We start from the raw sequence: 23790 nt of genomic DNA, 5'->3' as shown, positions 1-23790 counted from the left end.
TCGCGCCAGGGTATGCCGCCAGATTCCATATCTGGCCTACTACCCGGCACTTGACCTAGACTGAGCAGCACCAGTCGCGTCTTCCGCTTTTGTTTCCAAGGCCTCTCGCATGTCCGATCCTCGTTATCAGGTCGACGTCAGCGTCGTCACCCGCTTCCTCGCTGAACAATCACAACCCGAGCAGAACCGTTTCGCCTTTGCCTACACCATTACCGTGCGCAACAACGGCCAACTGCCCGTCCGGCTGCTTTCACGGCATTGGGTGATCACCGATGGCGACGGCCATGTCGAGGAAGTCCGTGGTGCCGGCGTGGTCGGTCGCCAGCCGCTGATCGCCGCCGGAGACAGCCACACCTACAGCAGCGGCACGGTGATGACCACCACGGTCGGCAACATGCAGGGCAGCTACCAAATGCTCGCCGAGGATGGCAAGCACTTCGATGCCATCATCGCTCCGTTCCGTCTGGCCGTACCCGGAGCCCTGCACTGATGGCGGTATACGCCGTTGGCGATCTGCAAGGTTGCCTGGAACCGCTCAAATGCCTGCTGGAGCGGGTCAGGTTCAACCCAGCCGAGGATCGCTTATGGCTGGTGGGCGATCTAGTCAATCGCGGTCCGCAATCCCTGGAAACCTTGCGTTTCCTGTATGGAATACGAGACTCGCTGGTAGGCGTGCTCGGCAACCACGACCTGCACCTGCTGGCGGCCTCGCAGCACATCGAGCGCCTGAAGAAAAACGATACCCTGCGCGAGATCCTCGACGCTCCCGATGGCCCCGAGCTGCTCGACTGGTTGCGCCGGCAAAAACTGCTGCACCATGATCCCGAGCGCAATATGGTCCTGGTCCATGCCGGTATTCCCCCACAATGGACACTCAAGAAAGCCCTGAAGCTTGCCGCCGAAGTCGAAGATGCCTTGCGCGATGACAATCTCTTCGCGCCCTTCCTGGATGGCATGTACGGCAACGAACCGAACAAATGGGACGGCAGCCTGCAAGGTGTCGCACGCTTGCGGGTGATTACCAACTACTTCACCCGCATGCGCTTCTGCACCGCGCAAGGCAAGCTCGACCTCAAGGGCAACGAGGGCGCCGATACCGCGCCGCCCGGCTACGCTCCGTGGTTCAGCTACAAGGAACGCAAGACCCAGGGCCTGAAGATCATCTTCGGCCACTGGGCGGCCCTCGAAGGCCAGTGCGATGAGCCGGGGATCTTTGCCCTCGATACCGGCTGCGTCTGGGGCGGCGCCATGACCTTGATGAACGTCGATACCGGCGAACGCCTGACCTGCAAATGTGACGCCCAGGGCGGCGTCGCGCCACCACCCACCCTGGCCGAGCGATTCCGAGCCTGGCTCTATCGCTAACCTGCACGATACACTCGCCCCAGACGGAGCCCATGATGAGCGAATTCAAACGCATCCCCCCCGAACAAGCCCAGGCCCTGCGTGAGCAAGGTGCCGTGGTTGTCGATGTCCGCGATCCGCAGGCGTTTGCCCAGAACCACATCAGTGGTTCAACGCACCTGGACAATCATTCCCTGCATGATTTCATCACCAAGGCCGACCTGGACCAGCCCCTGGTGGTGTGCTGCTACCATGGCAACTCCAGCCAGGGCGCGGCGGCCTATCTGGTCAGCCAGGGCTTCTCCGAGGTCTACAGCCTCGATGGCGGCTTCGAACTGTGGCGTGCGACTTTTCCCTCGGAAACAACCCGGAATATTTCCGAATAATTTTTTTCTTTCGCTCCAGCCCGTACAAACAGCGGGCTAGAGTGCTTTCTGACGAACGGTCAGGCGCAACTAATTGCGCATCTCGCCTTGATCTCCCGGATTCCGAACTATCCTTAAGCTCAGGCCATCCAAATCAGGGGAGAGCCGGTACACCGGCATGCGGGTCATCGGGAGTAATTTTCAAGGCTATCGTCGCCTTGGGGGTGTTCTGGGGGGGTAAACAGCAACTGCTCAGCGGTTGCATGCCAGCACTCGACTGACTGATCCGGCACCGGCTCCAAGTATCGAGCGAGGTGACGTCATGAGCATATTCAGCCATTTCCAACAACGCTTCGAATCCACACGGCAAGAAGAACTCACGTTGCAGGAGTATCTCGACCTGTGCAAAAAGGATCGTAGTGCCTATGCGTCGGCAGCCGAAAGGTTGCTCTTGGCAATCGGCGAACCCGAACTGCTGGACACCTCCACCAACTCACGGTTGTCGCGCATCTTCTCCAACAAAGTGATCCGTCGCTATCCGGCCTTTGAAGACTTCCACGGGATGGAAGAATGCATCGACCAGATCGTCTCGTATTTCCGCCACGCCGCCCAAGGCCTGGAAGAGAAGAAGCAGATCCTCTACCTGCTCGGTCCTGTCGGAGGCGGCAAGTCGTCCCTGGCCGAAAAACTGAAACAGCTGATCGAGAAAGTCCCCTTCTATGCCATCAAGGGCTCGCCGGTCTTCGAGTCGCCCCTGGGCTTGTTCAACGCCACGGAAGATGGCGCGATCCTCGAGGAAGACTTCGGGATACCCCGGCGCTACCTGAACACCATCATGTCGCCGTGGGCCACCAAGCGCCTGGCCGAGTTCGGCGGCGACATCAGTCAGTTCCGCATCGTCAAGCTCTACCCGTCGATCCTCAACCAGATCGGCGTGGCCAAGACCGAACCGGGTGACGAGAACAACCAGGACATCTCCGCGCTCGTGGGCAAGGTCGATATCCGCAAGCTGGAAGAATTCCCGCAGAACGACGCCGATGCCTACAGCTATTCGGGAGCACTGTGCCGGGCCAACCAGGGCCTGATGGAGTTCGTGGAAATGTTCAAGGCACCGATCAAGGTGCTCCACCCACTGCTGACCGCCACCCAGGAAGGCAACTACAACAGCACCGAAGGCCTCGGCGCCATTCCCTTCACTGGGATCCTGCTGGCTCACTCCAACGAGTCGGAGTGGCACACCTTCCGCAACAACAAGAACAACGAAGCCTTCATCGACCGCATCTACATCGTCAAGGTCCCGTACTGCCTGCGGGTCAGCGACGAAGTGAAGATCTACGACAAGCTGTTGTTCAACAGTTCCCTGGCCAAAGCCCACTGCGCGCCCGACACCCTGAAGATGCTCGCTCAGTTCACCGTGCTCTCGCGCCTCAAGGAGCCGGAAAACTCGAATATCTACTCAAAAATGCGAGTCTATGACGGCGAAAACCTCAAGGACACCGATCCGAAGGCCAAGTCGATTCAGGAATACCGCGACAGCGCAGGCGTCGACGAAGGCATGAACGGCCTGTCGACCCGCTTCGCCTTCAAGATCCTGTCGAAGGTCTTCAACTTCGATCCCCATGAAATCGCCGCCAACCCGGTACATCTGTTGTATGTGCTGGAGCAGCAGATCGAACAGGAACAGTTCCAGGCCGAAACCCGCGAACGCTATCTGCGCTTCCTCAAGGAATACCTGGCGCCGCGCTATATCGAGTTTATCGGCAAGGAAATCCAGACCGCGTACCTGGAGTCCTACAGCGAGTACGGCCAGAACATCTTCGATCGTTATGTGCTCTACGCCGATTTCTGGATCCAGGACCAGGAGTACCGCGACCCGGAAACCGGGGAAATCCTCAATCGCGTGGCCCTGAACGAAGAGCTGGAAAAAATCGAAAAACCGGCCGGTATCAGCAATCCGAAGGACTTTCGCAACGAGATCGTCAACTTCGTACTGCGGGCTCGGGCCAACAACAATGGCAAGAACCCAACCTGGCTCAGCTATGAGAAGCTGCGGGTGGTCATCGAGAAAAAGATGTTCTCCAACACCGAGGACCTGCTGCCGGTCATCAGCTTCAACGCCAAGGCGAGCAAGGAAGACCAGCAAAAACACAACGACTTCGTTACACGCATGGTCGAACGCGGCTACACCGACAAACAGGTACGCCTGCTCTCCGAGTGGTACCTGCGGGTCAGGAAGTCGCAGTAAAGGCAGCTGCAAGCGCCAGACTGCAGGTCTCGGGCACGTGGTCGAACGTGTCCGAGTGTTCGGTCGACCGCTTGTCTTTAAGCTTCCAGCCTGCTGCAGGAAGCTTGTAACTTGAGGCTGCCCGGAGGGCTCCCCATGAGCTATGTGATCGACCGACGTCTTAATGGCAAAAACAAGAGCACGGTGAACCGTCAGCGCTTCCTGCGACGTTATCGTGACCATATCAAAAAGGCGGTAGAGGAAGCCGTAAGCCGCCGCTCCATCACCGATATGGAGCACGGCGAGCAGATCAGCATCCCCGGTCGCGATATCGATGAGCCGGTGCTGCACCATGGGCGTGGCGGCAAACAGACCGTGGTCCATCCCGGCAACAAGGAATTCATCAGCGGCGAACATATCCCCAGACCGCCGAGCGGAGGAGGTGGTCGCGGGCCTGGCAAAGCCGGCAATTCCGGCGAAGGGATGGATGAATTCGTCTTCCAGATCACTCAGGAAGAATTCCTCGAGTTCATGTTCGAGGACCTGGAACTGCCCAACCTGGTCAAGCGCAATCTCACCGGTACCGACACTTTCAAGACCGTTCGCGCCGGAATCAGCAACGAGGGCAACCCCTCGCGCATCAATATCATCCGGACCCTGCGCTCGGCCCATGCGCGGCGCATCGCTCTGTCTGGCAGCAGTCGCGCGAAACTCAAGGAGGCCAAGGCCGAACTGGAGCGGCTAAAACGCGAAGAACCCGACAATTTCGGTGATATCCAAGACATCGAGGCGGAAATCGAAAAGCTCAGCGCGCGCATTCATCGCGTGCCGTTCCTCGACACCTTCGACCTGAAATACAACCTGCTGGTCAAGCAACCCAACCCCAGCTCCAAGGCGGTCATGTTCTGCCTGATGGATGTCTCCGGCTCCATGACCCAGGCGACCAAGGACATCGCCAAACGCTTCTTTATCCTGTTGTACCTGTTTCTCAAACGTAACTACGACAAGATCGAAGTGGTGTTCATCCGTCATCACACCAGCGCCCGGGAAGTCGATGAGGAGGAATTCTTCTATTCGCGGGAAACCGGCGGCACCATCGTGTCCAGCGCCTTGAAACTCATGCAGGAAATCATGGCCGAGCGCTACCCGACCAATGAATGGAACATCTATGCGGCCCAAGCCTCCGACGGTGACAACTGGAACGACGACTCGCCGATCTGCCGCGACATCCTGATCAACCAAATCATGCCGTTCGTGCAGTACTACACTTACGTAGAGATCACCCCTCGCGAACACCAGGCCCTATGGTACGAATACGAACGCATCAGCGAGGCGTTCAAAGATACGTTTGCCCAACAGCAACTGGTCTCGGCCGGCGATATCTATCCGGTCTTCCGTGAACTCTTCCAGCGCAGGTTAGTGACATGACCGCCAGAGAGCAGAAACAACAGAAGCGCCAGCCTATTTCCACCGGTTCGGAATGGACATTCGAGCTGATCCAGGCCTACGACCGCGAAATCAGCCGTATCGCCGAACGTTATGCCCTGGACACCTACCCCAACCAGATCGAAGTGATCACCGCCGAGCAGATGATGGACGCCTATGCCTCAGTGGGCATGCCCCTGGGCTACCACCACTGGTCCTACGGCAAGCATTTCCTCAGCACAGAAAAATCTTACAGTCGGGGCCAGATGGGTCTGGCCTACGAAATCGTGATCAACTCCGATCCCTGCATCGCCTACCTGATGGAGGAAAACACCATTTGCATGCAGGCGCTGGTGGTGGCCCATGCTTGTTATGGCCATAACAGCTTCTTCAAGGGCAACTACCTGTTTCGGACCTGGACCGACGCCAGTTCGATCATCGATTACCTGGTCTTCGCCAAGCAATACATCATGCAATGCGAGGAACGCCACGGCATCGACGCGGTCGAGGACCTGCTCGACTCCTGCCATGCCCTGATGAACTACGGCGTCGACCGCTACAAACGCCCCTACCCGATTTCCGCGGAGGAAGAACGGCGGCGACAGAAAGACCGAGAAGAACACCTGCAAAAACAGATCAACGACCTGTGGCGTACCATTCCCAAGGGCGCGGATAAGCTCAGCGACAAGGACAATGCCCGCTTCCCTTCCGAGCCCCAGGAAAACATTCTCTATTTCATCGAGAAACATGCGCCGCTGCTGGAGCCATGGCAGCGAGAAATCGTGCGCATCGTGCGCAAGATCGCCCAGTATTTCTATCCGCAGCGCCAGACCCAGGTAATGAACGAGGGCTGGGCGACGTTCTGGCACTACACGCTGATGAACGACCTCTACGACGAAGGGCTGGTCACCGACGGCTTCATGATGGAATTCCTCACTTCCCATACCAGCGTGGTGTTCCAACCCGGTTTCGACAGCCCCTATTACAACGGTATCAACCCCTACGCCCTGGGATTCGCCATGTACCGGGATATCCGACGGATGTGCGAGGAGCCAACGGAGGAGGATCGTCGCTGGTTCCCGGAGCTGGCCGGCAGCGACTGGCTGTCCAGCATCAAGTTCGCCATGAGCAGCTTCAAGGATGAGAGTTTTATCTTGCAATACCTGTCGCCCAAGGTGATCCGCGACCTGAAGCTGTTCAGCATCCTCGATGACGATCAGCGCGACGACCTGCTGGTCCCGGCCATCCACGACGAGGGCGGCTACCGGACCATTCGTGAAACCCTGGCCGCACAATATAACCTCGGTAACCGCGAACCCAACGTACAAATCTGGAGCATCGACCGCCGTGGCGATCGCTCACTGACCTTGCGCCATCAACAGCATGACCGCAAACCTCTGGGCGACTCGACCGAGGAAGTGCTCAAGCATCTGCACCGCCTCTGGGGCTTCGATATCCATCTAGAGACCCTGCAGGGCGACCAGATCATGAAAACTCATCACGTACCGCCCAGAAGCGAGTACAGCGAAAGCGACTACGGTCGACTGGACCTGGCCATGACTCATCTCTGAGCAAACGATGCCTGCGTTAGCCGGCCACACGGGTTATCCTGCGGGGCTAACGGAGGTTTTTCATGCAGATCTATAAAGTCGGCGGTGCGGTTCGTGATCGCCTGCTGGGCCAACCGGTCACCGATATCGACTGGGTTGTGGTCGGCGCCACCGCTGACGACATGCTCGCCAAAGGATTTCGCCCGGTCGGCGCCGACTTCCCGGTCTTTCTTCACCCTAAAAGCGGCGAGGAATACGCCCTGGCCCGCACCGAACGCAAAAGCGGGCGTGGCTACGGCGGCTTTACCTTTCATGCCAGCCCCGAAGTCAGCCTCGAAGAAGACCTGATCCGCCGTGACCTGACGATCAACGCCATGGCCGAGGACGACCATGGCAAGCTGATCGACCCTTATCATGGCCAGCGAGACCTTGAGGCCCGCGTACTCCGCCATGTTTCCCCCGCGTTCGCCGAAGATCCGCTACGGGTGTTGCGTGTTGCCCGCTTCGCGGCACGCTACGCCGACCTGGGTTTCAAGGTCGCACCGCAGACCCTCGCCCTGATGTGCCAACTGGCCGAATCGAGCGAACTGCAAGCCCTGACCGCCGAGCGTAGCTGGAAAGAAATCTCCCGCGCCCTGATGGAAGACCAACCCCAGGTGTTTATCCAGGTGCTGCGCGAGTGCGGTGCATTGGCGGTACTGCTTCCCGAAGTCGATGCCCTGTTCGGTGTCCCGCAACCCGAAGCCCACCACCCTGAGATCGACAGCGGCCTCCACACCCTCAGCGTGCTGCAGCAGTCCGCCCGCTACCGGCAGCCGCTCAGCGTGCGCTGGGCCTGCCTGCTGCACGACCTGGGCAAAGGCCTCACACCCGAGAGCGAATGGCCAAGACATATCGCCCATGAGTTCAAGGGACTGAAACTGATCAAGGCCGTCAACGAACGCTACAAGGTACCCCGCGACTGCCAGGAGCTGGCGTTGCTGGTGGCCGAGTACCATACCCACGGCCATCGCGCCTTGGAACTGAGGCCCTCGACCTTGCTGGAGTTATTACAGAGCTTCGATGTTTATCGCCGCCCACAACGTTTCGAGGAGTTTATCGTCGCCTGCGAAATGGATGCCCGGGGCCGCCAAGGGCTGGAAGAGCGGGACTATCCACAGGCCGCTTATCTGCGCGGCGCGGCACTCGCGGCCAAGGCGGTGGCAGTGCAGCCACTGCTTGAAAAGGGCATCAAGGGGCCGGAGCTGGGTGAAGCGCTCAAGCATGAGCGCTTGAAGGCTCTCAAGGCCTACAAAGAAAAAGCCACCGGCTGAAACACAACCCGTGCCGAAGCCGGCTCTACAACAGATCCGGCGGCGTCAACGCAGTGCCACACCACTCGAACGCAACCGGTGCCAGCACCTGATCGATGCTCGCCTCCTGCCACAGTGCTGCAAAACTCTTGCCTACTTCAGGGTGCAGTTTTGTTGGCGCAATCAACGACAATGGCCACAAAACGAAGGCGTTTTTCAGAATTTCCGCACGGGGCAGAATCAGCCCATCGAAATTCCCCACCTGCTCGCCATACAGCAATACATCGATGTCCAGCGGCAACCCCTTGCGACCTGGCGCATAACGACCGTTGTCTGCCTCGATGAACTTCAACCGGCGATCCAGCTCCAGCAACGGCAGGTCAGTGGTCGCCGATACCACCAAATTGAAGAACGGCCCGCTCTTGATCCCCACCGGCTGGCTTTCGAACACCGCCGAACAACGAATATCCAACAGAAAGCCGGCCAGCGCCTCCAAGCCGGCCCGCACATGGGTTTCGCGCTCGATATTGCTGCCGAGCCCGAGATAAACCTGAGTTAGCAACATCCGCGCTCGATCTCCACGCCCACACCCCTGGCCGCCGCAATGGCACCCGGCTTGGTCAATTTGAGGCGCAACCAGGAAATCTGGAACTCGCTCATCAGCACTTGTGCCAGGCGTTCGGCGAAGGTTTCCACCAGTTGGAATTGCGATTGCGCGGCAAAGGCCTGGATACGCGCCGACACGCTCGCATAGTCGAGGGCCAGGGTCAGGTCATCACCCGCCGCGGCAGGACGATTGTCCCAGGCGAAACTGCAGTCAAGACGCAGGCATTGCTTGATGCCACGCTCCCAGTCATAGGCACCGATCACGGTGTCGACTTCCAGGCCCTCGATAAACACTCTGTCCAAGCGCTCTTCTCCACCGCACGACAAGGGCGCAATGCGCCGTTAGAATCAGGGCATCCTCACCCGGAATAGTTAGCATGTTTTGGTTACTGGCGATCCTCGCCTACCTGCTCGGCTCTCTGTCCTTTGCCATTTTGCTCAGCCACCTGAGCGGAAACCCCGACCCCCGCATGAGTGGCTCGGGCAATGCCGGTGCGACCAACATGCTGCGCCTGGCTGGCAAGAAGCTGGCAATCCTGACGTTGCTCGGCGATTTGCTCAAGGGCCTGCTGCCCGTGCTGATCACCGGATTTGCCGGGCTGTCACTGCAACAACAGGCCTGGGTCGGGCTCTGCGCCGTCCTCGGCCATCTGCTCCCACTGTACTTCCGCTTTCGCGGAGGCAAAGGCGTCGCGACAGCCGCCGGCATGCTGCTGGGGCTTTACCCGCCCGCCGCCTTGCTGGCCATCGCCGTCTGGATCCTGACCTTCTACCTCACCCGCACCAGCTCGCTCGCGGCCTTGATCGCCACACCGCTGACCCTCCCGCTATTGGCCTGGCAGGAACCGGCGGCGCTGTTGCCGATGAGCCTGCTCACCGGCCTGATCGTCTGGCGCCACCGTGGCAATCTACGCGACCTCTTTGCCGGTCGCGAACGACATTTCTGATCGTCGCGGATGAAAATACTGCAACCCTATCCACAGCCCAGCAGTCAAAGTGGCGACAACTGCTCCATCGGCCAACGCGCCCGCACGCTGATCGCCAGGCTTTCCTGCTGGCCGGCCTGCAGCCGCTGACAACCGGCAAATGCGATCATCGCGCCGTTATCGGTACAGAACTCAGGACGCGCGTAGAACACCTTGCCCTTCATCTCACTGAGCATTGTCTCCAGCGACACGCGCAAGGCCTTGTTGGCACTGACGCCGCCAGCAATCACCAGACGCTGCATACCTGCCTGCTTCAACGCCCGCTTGCACTTGATAGTCAAAGTTTCCACCACTGCCTGCTGGAAGGCCAGCGAGATGTCGCAACGGGTTTGCTCACCGTCGTCCCCAGTGCTGACACACTGCTGCCAGGTGTTGAGCGCGAAAGTTTTCAGGCCGCTGAAGCTAAACGCCAGGCCTGGCCGATCGCACATCGGTCGCGGGAAGACGAAGCGTCCGGGTACACCCCGTTCGGCTAGGCGGGCAATTTCTGGCCCGCCTGGGTAATTGAGGCCGATCATCTTCGCGGTCTTGTCGAAGGCCTCGCCGGCGGCGTCGTCCAGGCTTTCGCCCAGCAGCTCGTATTGACCGATGCCGTCGACCCGAACCAACTGCGTATGACCGCCCGAGACCAGCAACGCGACAAACGGGAACTGCGGTGGCTGCGCTTCCAACATCGGGGCCAGCAAATGACCTTCCATATGATGCACGCCCAGGGCCGGTATCCCCCAGGCAAAGGCCAACGCCTGGGCACACGAAGCCCCGACCAACAAGGCTCCGACCAAACCAGGACCGGCGGTATAGGCGATCGCGCCGATCTCGCTGGGCAGGCAATTGGCCTCGGCCAGCACCTGGCGAATCAGCGGCAGCATGCGCTTGACGTGATCACGGGAGGCCAGCTCCGGCACCACCCCGCCATAGGCTCGATGCAGGTCGATCTGACTGAACAGCGCATCGGCCAGAAGCCCGCGCTCACTGTCGTACAGCGCGACGCCGGTTTCGTCGCAGGAAGTTTCCAATCCCAGTACTAGCATGGATTTACGCCCTGAGGCTGAATTCGAAGGCGCGCATCATAGTCGCCACCCCGGGCTCAGACCAGTGGTTTTCGATCAGAGGCTTTGCATTCCTGACGATGAGAGGTTAACATCCGCAACCCTTAAAAACCGACGATCTCCAGTGCGCTTTTGCCTGAGGACGTCGACCCCGGTAATGAATGAAGGTAGCTCTGGATGCCAGCCGTCAAAGTTAAAGAGAACGAACCCTTCGACGTAGCTCTGCGTCGTTTCAAGCGCTCCTGCGAAAAAGCCGGTGTTCTGGCTGAAGTTCGTAGCCGCGAATTTTACGAGAAGCCGACTTCCGAGCGTAAGCGCAAAGCAGCCGCTGCTGTTAAGCGTCACGCCAAGAAAGTTCAGCGCGAACAGCGCCGCGCCGTTCGTCTGTACTAATACACAGACGTCCGTCGCAAGCTTCTGCCAAGCCCGGCTCTTAGCCGGGCTAATGGCATTTGCGGATATCGCTTGATGCTTCACCGTCAAAGCCGCCGATGCGACCCAGACGAACCCGCTTCAGCACGTCAGACCTGGCTTCTTGCCAGTGGTGCGCGTCTTTACTGACGAGCCTACCAAGGCTACCGACGAGCACACCCTTTCCAGCTTGCGGCGTTGTGCGGTCATTTTGACCGGCGGTGCGCCCGACAGCGACAGTTATAAATCGAAACCTGAAAAGCTGATTAAATTAAGGTCAGTGAGTTTTCGGCAGATACACTTCCCGACGATGATTGAGCAGACGACGAGCAATCGAGCAGCGCACATGCCTGCACGCCCCGACGACGTCCCGCCCCTTTCGGGATCCCCTTGCAGCGCAGCAACGACGAGAACGCCATGGCCGGGCTAATTCCCCAGAGCTTCATTGACGACCTTCTGAACCGCACCGACATTGTCGACGTGGTCAGCTCGCGCGTGCAAATGAAAAAGGCCGGCAAGAACTACACCGCCTGCTGCCCTTTTCACAAGGAAAAGACCCCGTCCTTCAGCGTCAGCCCGGACAAGCAGTTCTACTACTGCTTTGGCTGCGGCGCGGGAGGCAATGCCCTCGGTTTCATCATGGACCACGACAACCTGGACTTCCCCCAGGCCGTCGAAGAGCTGGCGAAAGCCGCCGGCATGGAGATCCCCCGCGAGGAAAGCGGCCGGCCGCACAAGCCGCGACAACCCACCGACTCACCGCTCTACCCGCTGCTGACCGCGGCAGCCGATTTTTATCGTCAGTCGCTGAAAAGCCACCCGGCCCGCAAAGCTGCCGTGGACTACCTCAAGGGTCGCGGCCTGACTGGCGAAATAGCCCGCGACTTCGGCCTGGGCTTTGCCCCGCCGGGCTGGGACAACCTGTTCAAGCACCTGTCCAGCGACACGCTACAGCAAAAAGCCATGATCGACGCCGGCCTACTGATCGAAAACGCCGAGACTGGCAAACGTTATGACCGCTTCCGCGATCGCGTGATGTTCCCGATCCGCGACAGCCGCGGCCGTATCATCGCTTTCGGCGGCCGGGTGCTGGGCGACGACAAACCCAAGTACCTGAACTCACCGGAAACCCCGGTATTTCACAAGGGCCAGGAACTCTACGGCCTGTTCGAGGCTCGCAAGAACAACCGCAACCTTGACGAGATCATCGTCGTCGAGGGCTACATGGATGTCATCGCCCTGGCCCAGCAAGGTCTGCGCAACGCCGTAGCGACGCTCGGCACCGCGACCAGCGAAGACCACATGAAAAAGCTGTTTCGCATCGTGCCCAACGTGCTGTTCTGCTTTGACGGCGATCAGGCCGGCCGCAATGCCGCCTGGCGCGCACTGGAAGCGACTTTGAGCAGCCTGCAGGACGGACGGCGTGCGCGCTTTCTGTTCCTGCCCGAAGGCGAAGACCCGGATACCCTGATCCGCACGGAAGGCACTGATGCCTTTCGCGCCCGGATCAACCAGCACGCGCAGCCACTGGCCGATTATTTCTTCCAGCAACTGACCGAAGAAGCCGATCCTCGCTCACTGGAAGGCAAGGCCCACATGGCCACTCTCGCCGCGCCGCTGATCGACCAGATTCCTGGGGCGAATCTGAAGATCCTGATGCGTCAACGCCTCACGGAAATCACCGGCCTGACCCACGAAGCCGTCAGTCGGCTGGCGCACAGCGCCCCGATGGATGGTCCACCACCCGCTTATGATCCCGGCATCGACTACGACGCCCTCCCAGACTACTCGGACTACCACCCACCGCAGGAGGCCTATGCGCCCCAGCAGGAGTGGAGCCCGAAAAAACCAGGCGCCGGCGGCAAGAAATGGGACAAGAAACCCTGGAACAAAAATGGCAAGCACGGCGCTGATCGCGACCAGCCACGTGCCCCGAGAGTCCCGACCGCCGTCGAACCACCGACCCTGACCGCCTTGCGGACCCTGGTCCATCATCCGCGACTGGCCGAGAAGGTCGAGACCGCTGGTCACTTCGCCGATGAAGACAACACCAATACACAGCTTCTGGTGGCCTTGCTCGAAGCCGTGCAAAAGAATCCTAAGCTAAGCTCATTTCAGTTGATCTCGCGTTGGCACGGCACCGAACAGGGCCGATTGCTGACCCGCCTGGCGGAAAAGGAGTGGCTGATCGAAGGGGAAAACCTTGAACAACAGTTTTTCGACACCATAACTAGCTTGTCAGCCCGTCAGCGCGAGCGAAAGTTGGAACAACTTCTCAGGAAGTCGCGTCAAAGCGAATTGAGCACCGAAGAGAAATCTTTGCTGCTTGATCTGCTAAAACGCAATCTTCCTGCCTCAAACCCGACCTCAACTGGCGCGTGAGGTCATAGCTCGGGTATAATCCTCGGCTTGTTTTTTGCCCGCCAAGACCTTCAGTGGATAGGGTGTTATGTCCGGAAAAGCGCAACAGCAGTCTCGCCTCAAAGAGTTGATCAGCCGTGGTCGTGAGCAGGGTTACCTGACTTACGCGGAGGTCAACGACCACCTGCCGGAGGATATTTCAGATCCGGAACAGGTGGAAGACATCATCCGCATGATCAACGACATGGGGATCAACGTATTCGAGAGTGCTCCGGATGCGGATGCCCTTTTGTTGGCCGAAGCCGACACCGACGAAGCAGCCGCCGAAGAAGCGGCTGCGGCGTTGGCGGCCGTGGAAACCGACATTGGTCGCACTACCGACCCAGTGCGCATGTACATGCGCGAAATGGGTACGGTGGAGCTGCTCACGCGTGAAGGCGAAATCGAAATCGCCAAGCGTATCGAAGAGGGCATTCGTGAAGTGATGGGCGCAATCGCGCACTTCCCTGGCACGGTTGAACACATCCTCGGCGAATACACCCGCGTCACCACCGAGAGTGGTCGCCTGTCCGACGTCCTCAGCGGTTATATCGACCCGGACGACGGCGTTGCGCCGCCTGCCGCCGAAGTTCCGCCGCCCATCGATGCCAATGCTGTCAAAGCAGACGATGACAGTGACGACGATGAAGCCGAGGCCAGCGACGACGAAGAAGAAGCCGAAAGCGGTCCTGATCCAATCATCGCCGCCCAGCGCTTTGGCGCCGTGGCCGACCAGTTGGAGATCACCACCAAGGCGCTGAAAAAGCACGGTCGCCACAACAAGGCGGCCATCGCCGAACTGTTGGCCCTGGCCGAGCTGTTCATGCCGATCAAACTGGTACCGAAGCAATTCGAAGCCCTGGTCGAGCGTGTTCGCGGTGCCCTGGATCGCCTGCGTCAGCAAGAACGCGCCATCATGCAGCTGTGCGTGCGTGATGCCCGGATGCCACGTGCCGACTTCCTGCGCCAGTTCCCAGGCAACGAAATCGACGAAAGCTGGACTGCTGCTCTGGCCAAGGGTAAGAGCAAATATGCCGAAGCCATCGGCCGCTTGCAGCCGGACATCGTCCGTTGCCAGCAGAAGCTGAGCGCGCTCGAAGCCGAAACCGGCCTGACGATTGCCGAGATCAAGGACATCAACCGTCGCATGTCGATCGGCGAGGCCAAGGCCCGTCGCGCGAAGAAAGAGATGGTTGAAGCCAACTTGCGCCTGGTGATCTCCATCGCCAAGAAATACACCAACCGTGGCTTGCAGTTCCTCGACCTGATCCAGGAAGGCAACATCGGCTTGATGAAAGCGGTGGATAAGTTCGAATACCGTCGCGGCTACAAATTCTCGACCTATGCCACCTGGTGGATCCGTCAGGCGATCACTCGCTCGATCGCCGACCAGGCCCGCACCATCCGTATTCCGGTGCACATGATCGAGACAATCAACAAGCTCAACCGCATTTCCCGGCAGATGCTGCAGGAAATGGGTCGCGAACCGACCCCGGAAGAGCTGGGCGAACGCATGGAAATGCCCGAGGACAAAATCCGCAAGGTATTGAAGATCGCCAAAGAGCCGATCTCCATGGAAACCCCGATCGGTGATGACGAAGACTCTCACCTGGGTGACTTCATCGAAGACTCGACCATGCAGTCGCCAATCGATGTTGCTACCGTCGAGAGCCTCAAGGAAGCGACTCGCGAAGTTCTCTCCGGCCTCACCGCCCGTGAAGCCAAGGTCCTGCGCATGCGCTTCGGCATCGACATGAACACCGATCACACCCTTGAGGAAGTCGGCAAACAGTTCGATGTCACCCGCGAGCGGATTCGTCAGATCGAAGCCAAGGCGTTGCGCAAGCTGCGCCACCCGACGAGAAGCGAGCATCTGCGCTCCTTCCTCGACGAGTAACAGCAAAACCCCCGGCCCGCCGGGGGTTTTGCTTTCTGGCTCATCTGCTGACCAGCCTCATGAGCGGCTGCAGCTAGGTTTCGCTCTATGCCGAAGTGCTGCAAAGTTGTGAACAGATCCAAGGGTATACCTCGTCAGCCTGCCGCTGGTGGTCGAGGAACCAGTTGCGGCTTTTCTTCATATAACTCTTTCGGAGTTTTCGGATAGCGCAAGCGAGAAACCGTCGCTATAATTCGCGGCCTACTGAGGGCCTATAGCTCAGTTGGTTAGAGCAGAGGACTCATAATCCTTTGGTCCACGGTTCGAGTCCGTGTGGGCCCACCAACTCCAAAGCCGCGCATTGCGCGGCTTTCTCGCTAGCCACGCTGGTATCCAGCGCAACGGCTCCGAACGCATGATGCTGGAAGCAGCCCTCAAGCGCCACCTGAACGGCATGTCCTCCACCGCTCAGCCTAGCGAAACCCCGAAAGCCAAAAAAGCTCATCGGATACTTGGGTACATCCTTTCTGACTGTTCTCTCCGCTGAAATCATCACCGGCTATTGCGACAAGCGTCCGGACGAACCCAGCCGTACTGGGAACATCAGCAACAATTGAGCGCTCCACGCCATCCGGCCACCTGTTCCACGATCATCCGGCCGGGCAATCGGAGCGCAACGACGCGGGTTGGCATTGTCAGTCCGAAGCCTCTGCCGCGGTTAATTTCGTTAAACACCTGCGCATCGATCCGCCCTGGCGTTCGATGCGATAAGCGTTATGCGCCAACTGCTTTAAGATCCCATCACCTCAAGCCGGATCACCAATCGGGCCTGCGAGCGCGAGGTGCAAGCCCAGGAGGCGGTGTTAGAGCGGGATGTCGAGCACTCTGGCCAGTCGCACTACGGTGACGCCTGGCCCAAGATGCCTAAGCGACGGCTGGACCAACACGCAGTTGTCATAAGGCGTGACAATCTCCCGATCGCCGTCTCGGGCGATGACCGTTCCAGAGCGCGCTATCAGCTCCAGGCCGCGAAAGTCCTCGACAAAGCTGAAATCCATACTGTTGGCGACGATCGATTCGGTCACTTGGAGGAAACGCTGGGGGTCGGGTTTGACGCTGCTTAGAAACTGTACGACGTCTTCTTCACACACCACTTGGGTCGTGATCAGAAAGCGCGCCGCCACATCCAATGCAACCTGCCGGCTTTTTTGTGAAAAATGTTGCCCGGTCTCTATCAGCAGCGCGTTCTTCTCACTCGCACTCTCGTTGAAATCATCGTAATCACGCATGCGACGACCGTTGGCGTGACCGGAGTCAACGACTACTGTTGCTGGCACACCGAGGGTGGCGGCGAACTCCATGCCCTTGATACATGCACCACACATCATCAGCGGCGCGGATTCTTCATGCATCGAGTGGATATCAAGCAGCAGGTCGACGCTGTCAATGAGAGGACGCAACTCGCGCGCCCGACGCAATTCGATAGAGCTTTGATCGCCGTCGAGTTTCGATGGTAACCAGACCCGGTTCATGTCTTCGTCCAAGTAACGAGTCGCGTCGATGTTCTGTGGGTCGAAGCGCTGGTAGGCCTCGACGTTGCCGAACGCCAGGCTCAACCGGCCCTGACGCGGGCGTAAACCGCTGCGCAGGAAGGCGTCAACCGCAATAGCACCACTGACTTCGTTGCCATGAGTCAACGCCATGATCAATACGTGTGGCCCCGGTACGCCACTGTCGAAACTGTGAGCGTAATCAATTCCGCAGTTACCTGTTTTCCATGGGTGGATATCGGGAAACTCAACTTCCACCGGATAAGGTTTCAGGGACGCACGAATTTGTTCAAGGGTCTTCATTTGGATCTCCGACAGATAATAGTTCCCGCTTGCCGAGTAACCTGCAGGTGCGGCATATACGGTGATTTAAGAATGGAATGGAGCGAACGACTTAAGATCAGTTAGAGATGTTATGACGCATACGGCGGCTAAGGCAGATCACCGCTATGACACTGATAAGCGCTGTCGCCATGACGTAGAAGCTGGGCGCTAACTTATTGTCGGTGGCACCAATCATCCAAGTCACGATCAGCGGGGCAAAACCGCCAAACAAGGTGACCGAAAAGTTGTAGCTGAGCGCCAGGCCAGTACCACGAATGCTGGTGGGAAATATGTCGGCCAGCATCGCGGGGATCGGCCCCAGGCCGGCAGCGATCAAAATGCCGACAATGGTTTGCACCAACAGCAAGACCCATATAGTGGGAAAGATATTGAGCAGCAGAAACATCGGGTAAGACGACAAACCTGTAATCAGCAATGCGATGGTCAGCACCCGAAACCGACCATAGCGATCCGAAAGACCACCGAACACCGGAGCCATGATCATCAGGGTAGCCCCGGTCACCAGCGCCCCAAGGTACGAGGAGGTGGCTGCGATGTGTAGCTGCTTTAAGGCATAGATCGGCATGTAGAGCTTGTGCACGTAGTTGAACGCCGTCGCACCGGAGACCACCCCGATAGCCAGCAGCAAGCTTACATGCTCCTTGATCAACACATTTCGCAGTGGAGTTTTATGGTGAACGTTCGCGACGGTTTTCTGGAATTCCGGGGTTTCATCAATCTGGCTACGGATGTAAAAACCCACCGGCCCGATCAGTAAACCAATGCCGAAAGCAACACGCCAGCCCCAGTCATTCAATTGCACATCCGACAACGTGTAACTGAGTAGGGCACTGACCCCTGCCGCCAATACAGTCGCCAGGCCTTGGGTTGACAACTGCCAACTGGCGAAGAAACCACGTCGTTTAGCATCAGCGTGCTCGACCATGAATGCGGTCGCGGCACCGAACTCCCCACCCGTGGAAAAACCTTGCAGCATACGAGCAACAATAATCAGCAGCGGTGCGGTCAAGCCAATCTGCTCATAGGAAGGAACGACAGTGATCATCGCTGTGCCGAGCATCATGATCGTAATCGACATCGTCAATGAGGCCTTGCGCCCTGCCCGATCCGCGTATGAGCCCAGTACGATTGCGCCCAGCGGACGCATCAAAAAAGAAATGCCAAATGAGCCAACGCTGAGCAGTAGTGAAGTAGTTTCGTTGTCAGACGGGAAAAACATCCTCCCAATCACCACCGCGAAATAGCCATAGATCAGCAAGTCGTAAAATTCCAAAGCGTTGCCGATACTGGCTGCGACGATTTCCTTCCATGGACCTCGCTTGGTAGAGGCTTGTGCGGGAAGCACGATGGATGATTGAACGGTCATGATTTAGTCCTGGGTCTGTTTCACTGTCGGCGACCGTACTCACCGAGCCGCAACACGGTTCGGTGACATCGATGGCAGTAATTGTTATGGGTGAAAACAACCGAGTACCAAATGAAGATCCTGTCTTAATCGCTACTCAGCCCGGAACCAAACTGAATCAAGCCTTGAGCAATGACAATTGCTGTTTGGGCACATCTTTGGGCTGATTCAGCACATGCCGTTTAGCTCAGCCCTTTGAGAACCTTCGAAACGCTGATTTGTTTTCGAATGTCCGTAATTAGTGTGTTTTTGAGTTGGCTTCACAGCAACTTTGGGCCGTGTTTCGAGCCGTATTCCGCATGGCGCAAGACCAGCCCCTGCCAGATTCTCATCACTAGTTCGCTCTGATTGGAACGCAGGCGATGCAAGGACACGTCGAAGCTGATCTGAAACTCTGGATCTCCCGCAATCACCAACTCGCTAGACACAAGGGCATCTTTGGCGACCATTCGCGGCAGCCAGGCGAGACCATTGCCTCGCTTAGCCATTTCCAGAATGGCGTCGTAAGAGTCAGCTTGATAAATCATGCGCAACGCCAACGGCTGAGGCAATCTTGCTAAGTGCTGGGCTAGCACTCCGCGCAGTGCGAGGGTTGGCGAGAACGCCAGCCAGGGGATCGTCAACGCGCTACTGCTGGCGGAAATATGAAACATCGGTTGGCCACGGTCGTCTGGCGCACTGACCGGCAGCAATTCTTCATTGGCGAGAACCAGCGAGTCGAAACGCTCCGGATCAATCAGGACCTGCGTAAGCGGATTGGAAAAAATCAATAGCAAGTCCGCGTCACCGGCGGACAATCTCATTATTGCCTCTTGCGCGCCACTGGTAACCAGTGACACTGGGAAGCAGCCGAACTGTTGGTTCAGAGACTCGTACCAATCGGGGAAAAAAGTACTTGCCAGGGTTCGGCCCGTAGCAATGCGCACCGGCTCGTCACGGCTCAATCTTCCCCCCTGAAACTGTGCCCGCACCGCTCCCAGTAACTCCACCGATTGCGTTGCGGCATCGAGAAACAGTAGACCGCTGGGCGTCAACGACAGCGGCTGTTTGCGCTCGATCAGCGAAGAGCCGACCCACTCTTCCAACGCTCGAATACGCCGACCGAATGCAGGATGTGTCACGCAACGGATCTCTGCGGCACGGGACAGGCTGCGAGTGCGGGCCAGTTCGATAAAGTCTTCGAGCCATTCGAGTTGCATCGTAATTTCCTAGAGACGTGATCGTTTTGTGGCAGTGGATCTCCTTGTCCATTGGCTCGACTTTTTGTTCGAGACTCCGACGCGCTGCATCAACTGCACGGACAAAGCGCGCGGTTGCCCAGCGACCTCTCCGCCTTCGAAGACCTCAATCGGGTGGCTGACAGCTACCATTCGAACCAATCGCTCTGATGCCACAGGATCGACGGCCATTTTTTCCGCCTACGTTGGTCAAGCATCAAGATCGACGCATTGAATAACATCTGCAAACTGCGCTCTTGTAAATCAAGGCTACGCCTATAGCTTGAAAAAATGTGCAGAAATCGCTTCCTTGACCTGAGGCAGCCGTTCCGAACCTTAAGCCAAGCAGTTCAACTGGAAGAAACGGCTGGAGCTATCGTTAGCTCGGTACATAAGGCGAAGCCGAGCGTGATAAAACAAATGAAGTTAACCGCTCAGGCCACCAGGGTTGTAAATGAGTATTCCGGTCCGCTGTCAACGCCACATGGGCGAGCGCAGATACATTTCATAAGAACCTGCGAACGGTCCCACTGAGCAACTCCACGCTGCGGCTTGCTGAATCATCAAGTTTTACAAATCAATAATTTTTCATAACAGCACTAACGACCGCACGGGACTGCTCAAGAACTACCTCCAAAGGTTGTGTAGAGTCGATATCGACGATTGGAGCACCATTGAAAGATAACTTTGGGACAACGTTGATCTTTTTTTCCAGGGAAGCAGGAATGTGGTCGGGCTTGCGCCGAATGGCTGTTTCAAGGTCAACGTTTAGTCGCAGAACCACATCGGGCGTCACTGCCGCCATCTTCTTATAGAGCCAGAATTCCACATGCATGAGCATCTTTGCTCCGACATCCGTGAGTTTTCGACCCGTTAAGTGAGGACCATCCATTTCCCCAGGCTCGACAATTTGTGGATATCGATCCGTTAGGATGGCTCGTCCCATGCCACGAAAAAAACACATTCTCGTGAATCGGATCACGCGTCTCATGGACGCTATGAACATGACCAATGCGACTGGGAAAGATATACCTTTTTTGCGTGCGGAGGCTCCAACTTTGCTGATACGGCTATCAACTTTTTTACCCAGAGGATTTTTTCGCATCGCCCTGCGAAGATTGCCCGTCTGTTTACCCAGGTGACACAGCGTTGTAGGACGATAATCTGACATGAAGCGCAATAATTCATGGCTTACGGTCGTTTTCCCGCTGCCGTCTGTTCCGACGATAGCAATAATCGGAACTTTTCGTCCCGGCACTTTGCAATAGTTCATATTTTTATACTGTCCATTATAGGGTACTCATCGCCGCAACTGTCTATGTGTGGCCGCGCCCACCTTAGGAGAGTGCCATGGAGTCAAAATAACATGATTTCGACAAATGACGATACGCCGCACGGGGCGTCGCAGGCTCACTTTTGCGACGTCGGTCATCACTCTGCCAATGCGATGCTTGAGCCACAGGTTAAAGACTGCCTTGCGTCGTGACCCATGCTCGTATCCGGCCAGCTATTTCATCGGGTAATTTAAACAACTCGTTATCATAGTCGAGTTCATTACGAGTTTTTTTCAGGACCAGATCATCATGCATCCCCCCCATAAGGCCATTTATGGTGGCGAGGAAACGCGAAACGGCATCAAGCTCAGGAGTGGGATGGAGTGCCCGGCGGGTATCGTTCAACGCTATGCGGCGGCTTATGACCTTGCGTAACTCGTGAAACCGCCTAGCGGTGAGAAGTGGGTTTTCTTGCACCGCGGCGACGAGGTGCTGATCTTCCGTCGCGATATAGCGCTGGAAGCTTTCTACCGTAGAAAGTCCAGCCTTAACGAGGATTTCACGTAGTTCTTCAAAGAAATCGCTGCGAAGACGACACCAAAGCTTGATACCAAACCAGAAGGTGCGCAAATTCTGACCACTCTTGTACGCATCCTGGAAAACACCCATAAGACGAGTGATGGAGTGCAGCCTTTCGGGTGGGGCGTGTTGTTCACTGTAGTTAGCACAGGCAAAACGCATCTTCTTGAAGCGTGCGCGCATAAGTTTGAAGCTTAAGGCTTGCTCGGGCGTAGCTGAGCGGCGAATAGCGATGGTGAAAACAAGGCGGCGTGTAGAGGATATGCTCATACCGGAAGTCAGGAGCTGCCAAGCAAGACGGTAACAATCTGCCAGTTCTTCTTCTGTAAAGTCCGGTGCAGGGTTTGTTGGGCAATAAGCTTCGAGATTAATCTCGTCATTATCCAGGATATTTTGGGTCAAAGCCGCCAACTGAGCTTGGGTGGCTTGTGGAAAATCGAGAGACAACGAAGACCTCGGCATTAAGCACCTGCACAAAATTAATTAGGTATTTTTTCGCAACCTGACGGCAGTGACACAAAGTTGCCGATAGCGGCCCAAGAGCGCCAGGCACGAGTATTTTGTATAAAGCATGCTTGCCATTCAGGGGCTTTTCGTATGATTATTTAGGTTATAGCATAATCTGATGACGTGAAAATGACGTCTTCTAGCTATGCAAGTCTTGGTTCCATCTACCAAAAAGACATAAATCTGCATTTTTTCATGTCCGAAAATTTTGTTTTTTTGAGATCAAAATAATTGCTCTTCTACTTTGAGCCACTCTATCAGAGCGATCATGAAGAATTCGTCATTGCCGCACAGGGTCCTTCGGGCACTGATCATCATCGACCTTTAGCGGCTACAGGCCGAGCTCTGGCCTTCGGGGCGTATGGTTCGTTAGCCTAAACAGTGCGAAAACAGGCAATACGGGTTTCCAACCATGCCAAGCTACGTTCGCTTACGAACGCTTTCTCCAGGCATATCCGCTCGTCCACTCGCTCGTGATTTTTTGATCCATGGTCCAAGCCCGTGCCTTGAGGGCCTGAGAAAAGCATTGGCAACCAGCAGATTTCGAGCTGGGCACTTTGACCTCCCAAGGAATAGATCACACAATCGGCTCATCTGATGAGCCGGGTGGACGATTTATTCGGCTCATGCTCAACCGGAGTCTCACTTTGCCCGACGCCCGCCCTCCCGCACTCGACGAAATCGACCGTCAACTGATCGCCGCCCTGCAGATCAACGCCCGTGAAAGCGTGGCAAGGCTGGCCCGGCAACTGGGGATTGCCCGCACCACCGTCACCTCTCGACTGGCACGTTTGGAGAGAGCCAAAGTAATCACTGGCTACGGCGTGCGCCTGGGGCAACGCGTGGTGGACGGCGGCCTGCAAGCTTATGTTGGGATCACGGTGCGGCCACGCTCGGGCAAGGATGTGGTCCGGCGCCTCAGTGCCATGGCGCAGGTCCAGCAACTGTGTACGGTGAGCGGCGAGTTCGACTACGTCGCCTGGTTGCGCAGCGATTCGCCGGAGCAACTGGATCAATTACTCGACCAGATCGGCAGCGTTGAAGGCGTGGAAAAAACCACCACCTCGATCATTCTCAGCAGCAAAGTAGATCGAGGCCAACCGCTCTAGTTGGCGCGGGGGCGAACATGCCCGAGGGGGGTTTGTGCTTTTGAGAGTTCCTTCGCGGATATATCCACCTAGCCCCCTAGGAGGCGGACTTATCTGCCGAGGAATCGGTGCTCTCGCTGCAATATGCAGCTTGTGTTCGTCATAAAGTATCGCCAACGATCAAAACGACGACACTTTGCGCCTTATTTACGTAGGTTCCGCTCCTTACAATGGTGCCCGTCTTTTCCTATCCTCACTCCAGCTGGGTATCACCCGACTCGAGTCGCCAGCTAGGTC

The 23790-nt window shown here is 57.3% G+C and carries 20 protein-coding genes and 1 tRNA gene; 13 read left to right on the top strand and 8 right to left on the bottom strand.

Features of this window, described 5'->3' with window-relative positions; genetic code table 11:
• Positions 1–109: 109 nt before the first annotated feature.
• The 7 genes from apaG to AWM79_RS00705 all read left to right on the top strand — a co-directional run bounded on the left by apaG (position 110) and on the right by AWM79_RS00705 (position 8221).
• A complete protein-coding gene (apaG, locus tag AWM79_RS00735) occupies positions 110–490 on the top strand; it encodes a Co2+/Mg2+ efflux protein ApaG (protein WP_017129832.1) in 381 nt (126 codons plus the stop codon).
• Positions 490–1365, top strand: coding sequence for a symmetrical bis(5'-nucleosyl)-tetraphosphatase (locus AWM79_RS00730; protein ID WP_060781926.1), 876 nt, complete (start codon positions 490–492; stop codon positions 1363–1365). The genes apaG and AWM79_RS00730 overlap by 1 nt, the downstream gene beginning before the upstream one ends.
• Positions 1366–1400: 35 nt before the next feature.
• Positions 1401–1730 (top strand): thiosulfate sulfurtransferase GlpE, encoded by a 330-nt coding sequence (glpE, locus tag AWM79_RS00725; protein ID WP_017129830.1) that lies wholly within the window; start codon positions 1401–1403, stop codon positions 1728–1730.
• Between the two features lie 301 nt (positions 1731–2031).
• Positions 2032–3954 carry a PrkA family serine protein kinase gene (locus AWM79_RS00720; protein WP_017129829.1) on the top strand — a complete coding sequence of 641 codons (1923 nt, stop codon included), beginning with the start codon at positions 2032–2034 and terminating at the stop codon, positions 3952–3954.
• Between the two features lie 135 nt (positions 3955–4089).
• Positions 4090–5361: a YeaH/YhbH family protein gene (locus tag AWM79_RS00715; RefSeq protein WP_060781925.1), complete on the top strand. Its 1272-nt coding sequence runs from the start codon at positions 4090–4092 to the stop codon at positions 5359–5361.
• Complete coding sequence (locus AWM79_RS00710; protein ID WP_060781924.1) at positions 5358–6929, top strand: SpoVR family protein; 1572 nt, start codon at positions 5358–5360, stop codon at positions 6927–6929. The genes AWM79_RS00715 and AWM79_RS00710 overlap by 4 nt, the downstream gene beginning before the upstream one ends.
• Before the next feature lie 62 nt (positions 6930–6991).
• Positions 6992–8221, top strand: a complete 1230-nt coding sequence (locus AWM79_RS00705) for a multifunctional CCA addition/repair protein (protein WP_060781923.1) — start codon at positions 6992–6994, stop codon at positions 8219–8221.
• A gap of 25 nt (positions 8222–8246) precedes the next feature.
• Here AWM79_RS00705 and folK read toward each other — a convergent pair whose 3' ends face one another.
• A complete protein-coding gene (folK, locus tag AWM79_RS00700; RefSeq protein ID WP_060781922.1) occupies positions 8247–8765 on the bottom strand; it encodes a 2-amino-4-hydroxy-6-hydroxymethyldihydropteridine diphosphokinase in 519 nt (172 codons plus the stop codon).
• Positions 8756–9109, bottom strand: a complete 354-nt coding sequence (gene folB / locus AWM79_RS00695; protein ID WP_060781921.1) for a dihydroneopterin aldolase — start codon at positions 9107–9109, stop codon at positions 8756–8758. The genes folK and folB overlap by 10 nt, the downstream gene beginning before the upstream one ends.
• A 74-nt stretch (positions 9110–9183) precedes the next feature.
• Here folB and plsY point away from each other — a divergent pair, with 74 nt between their 5' ends.
• Positions 9184–9753, top strand: a complete 570-nt coding sequence (gene plsY, locus AWM79_RS00690; RefSeq protein WP_060781920.1) for a glycerol-3-phosphate 1-O-acyltransferase PlsY — start codon at positions 9184–9186, stop codon at positions 9751–9753.
• Positions 9754–9797: 44 nt separating this feature from the next.
• On the opposite strand, the gene tsaD is transcribed toward plsY, so the two are convergent.
• Positions 9798–10823, bottom strand: coding sequence for a tRNA (adenosine(37)-N6)-threonylcarbamoyltransferase complex transferase subunit TsaD (gene tsaD, locus AWM79_RS00685; RefSeq protein ID WP_060781919.1), 1026 nt, complete (start codon positions 10821–10823; stop codon positions 9798–9800).
• Between the two features lie 195 nt (positions 10824–11018).
• Here tsaD and rpsU point away from each other — a divergent pair, with 195 nt between their 5' ends.
• From rpsU to AWM79_RS00665, 4 genes are all read left to right on the top strand, one after another.
• Positions 11019–11234, top strand: a complete 216-nt coding sequence (rpsU, locus tag AWM79_RS00680; RefSeq protein WP_002551877.1) for a 30S ribosomal protein S21 — start codon at positions 11019–11021, stop codon at positions 11232–11234.
• A 435-nt stretch (positions 11235–11669) separates the two neighbouring features.
• Positions 11670–13634 (top strand): DNA primase, encoded by a 1965-nt coding sequence (gene dnaG, locus AWM79_RS00675; protein ID WP_026012955.1) that lies wholly within the window; start codon positions 11670–11672, stop codon positions 13632–13634.
• 67 nt (positions 13635–13701) lie between these two features.
• A complete protein-coding gene (gene rpoD / locus AWM79_RS00670) occupies positions 13702–15549 on the top strand; it encodes an RNA polymerase sigma factor RpoD (RefSeq protein ID WP_060781918.1) in 1848 nt (615 codons plus the stop codon).
• 247 nt (positions 15550–15796) lie between these two features.
• Positions 15797–15873 (top strand) — tRNA-Ile (locus AWM79_RS00665).
• 518 nt (positions 15874–16391) lie between these two features.
• Here AWM79_RS00665 and AWM79_RS00660 read toward each other — a convergent pair.
• The 5 genes from AWM79_RS00660 to AWM79_RS00640 all read right to left on the bottom strand — a co-directional run bounded on the left by AWM79_RS00660 (position 16392) and on the right by AWM79_RS00640 (position 22345).
• Complete coding sequence (locus tag AWM79_RS00660; protein WP_060781917.1) at positions 16392–17381, bottom strand: M14 family metallopeptidase; 990 nt, start codon at positions 17379–17381, stop codon at positions 16392–16394.
• Positions 17382–17478: 97 nt separating this feature from the next.
• Positions 17479–18789, bottom strand: coding sequence for an MFS transporter (locus AWM79_RS00655; protein ID WP_017129819.1), 1311 nt, complete (start codon positions 18787–18789; stop codon positions 17479–17481).
• 299 nt (positions 18790–19088) lie between these two features.
• Positions 19089–20027, bottom strand: coding sequence for a LysR family transcriptional regulator (locus AWM79_RS00650; RefSeq protein ID WP_017129818.1), 939 nt, complete (start codon positions 20025–20027; stop codon positions 19089–19091).
• Positions 20028–20622: 595 nt separating this feature from the next.
• Positions 20623–21318, bottom strand: a complete 696-nt coding sequence (locus AWM79_RS00645) for a nucleoside/nucleotide kinase family protein (RefSeq protein WP_060781916.1) — start codon at positions 21316–21318, stop codon at positions 20623–20625.
• 190 nt (positions 21319–21508) lie between these two features.
• Positions 21509–22345, bottom strand: a complete 837-nt coding sequence (locus AWM79_RS00640) for a hypothetical protein (protein WP_244159607.1) — start codon at positions 22343–22345, stop codon at positions 21509–21511.
• A gap of 707 nt (positions 22346–23052) precedes the next feature.
• Here AWM79_RS00640 and AWM79_RS00635 point away from each other — a divergent pair.
• A complete protein-coding gene (locus AWM79_RS00635; RefSeq protein ID WP_017129815.1) occupies positions 23053–23514 on the top strand; it encodes an Lrp/AsnC family transcriptional regulator in 462 nt (153 codons plus the stop codon).
• Positions 23515–23790 lie beyond the last annotated feature (276 nt).

Origin of the sequence: Pseudomonas agarici, from assembly GCF_001543125.1 — a bacterium.
Lineage (GTDB): Bacteria > Pseudomonadota > Gammaproteobacteria > Pseudomonadales > Pseudomonadaceae > Aquipseudomonas > Aquipseudomonas agarici.
The sequence above is the reverse complement of the archived record's forward strand: the minus strand, read 5'-3'. Positions and strand labels throughout refer to the sequence as shown.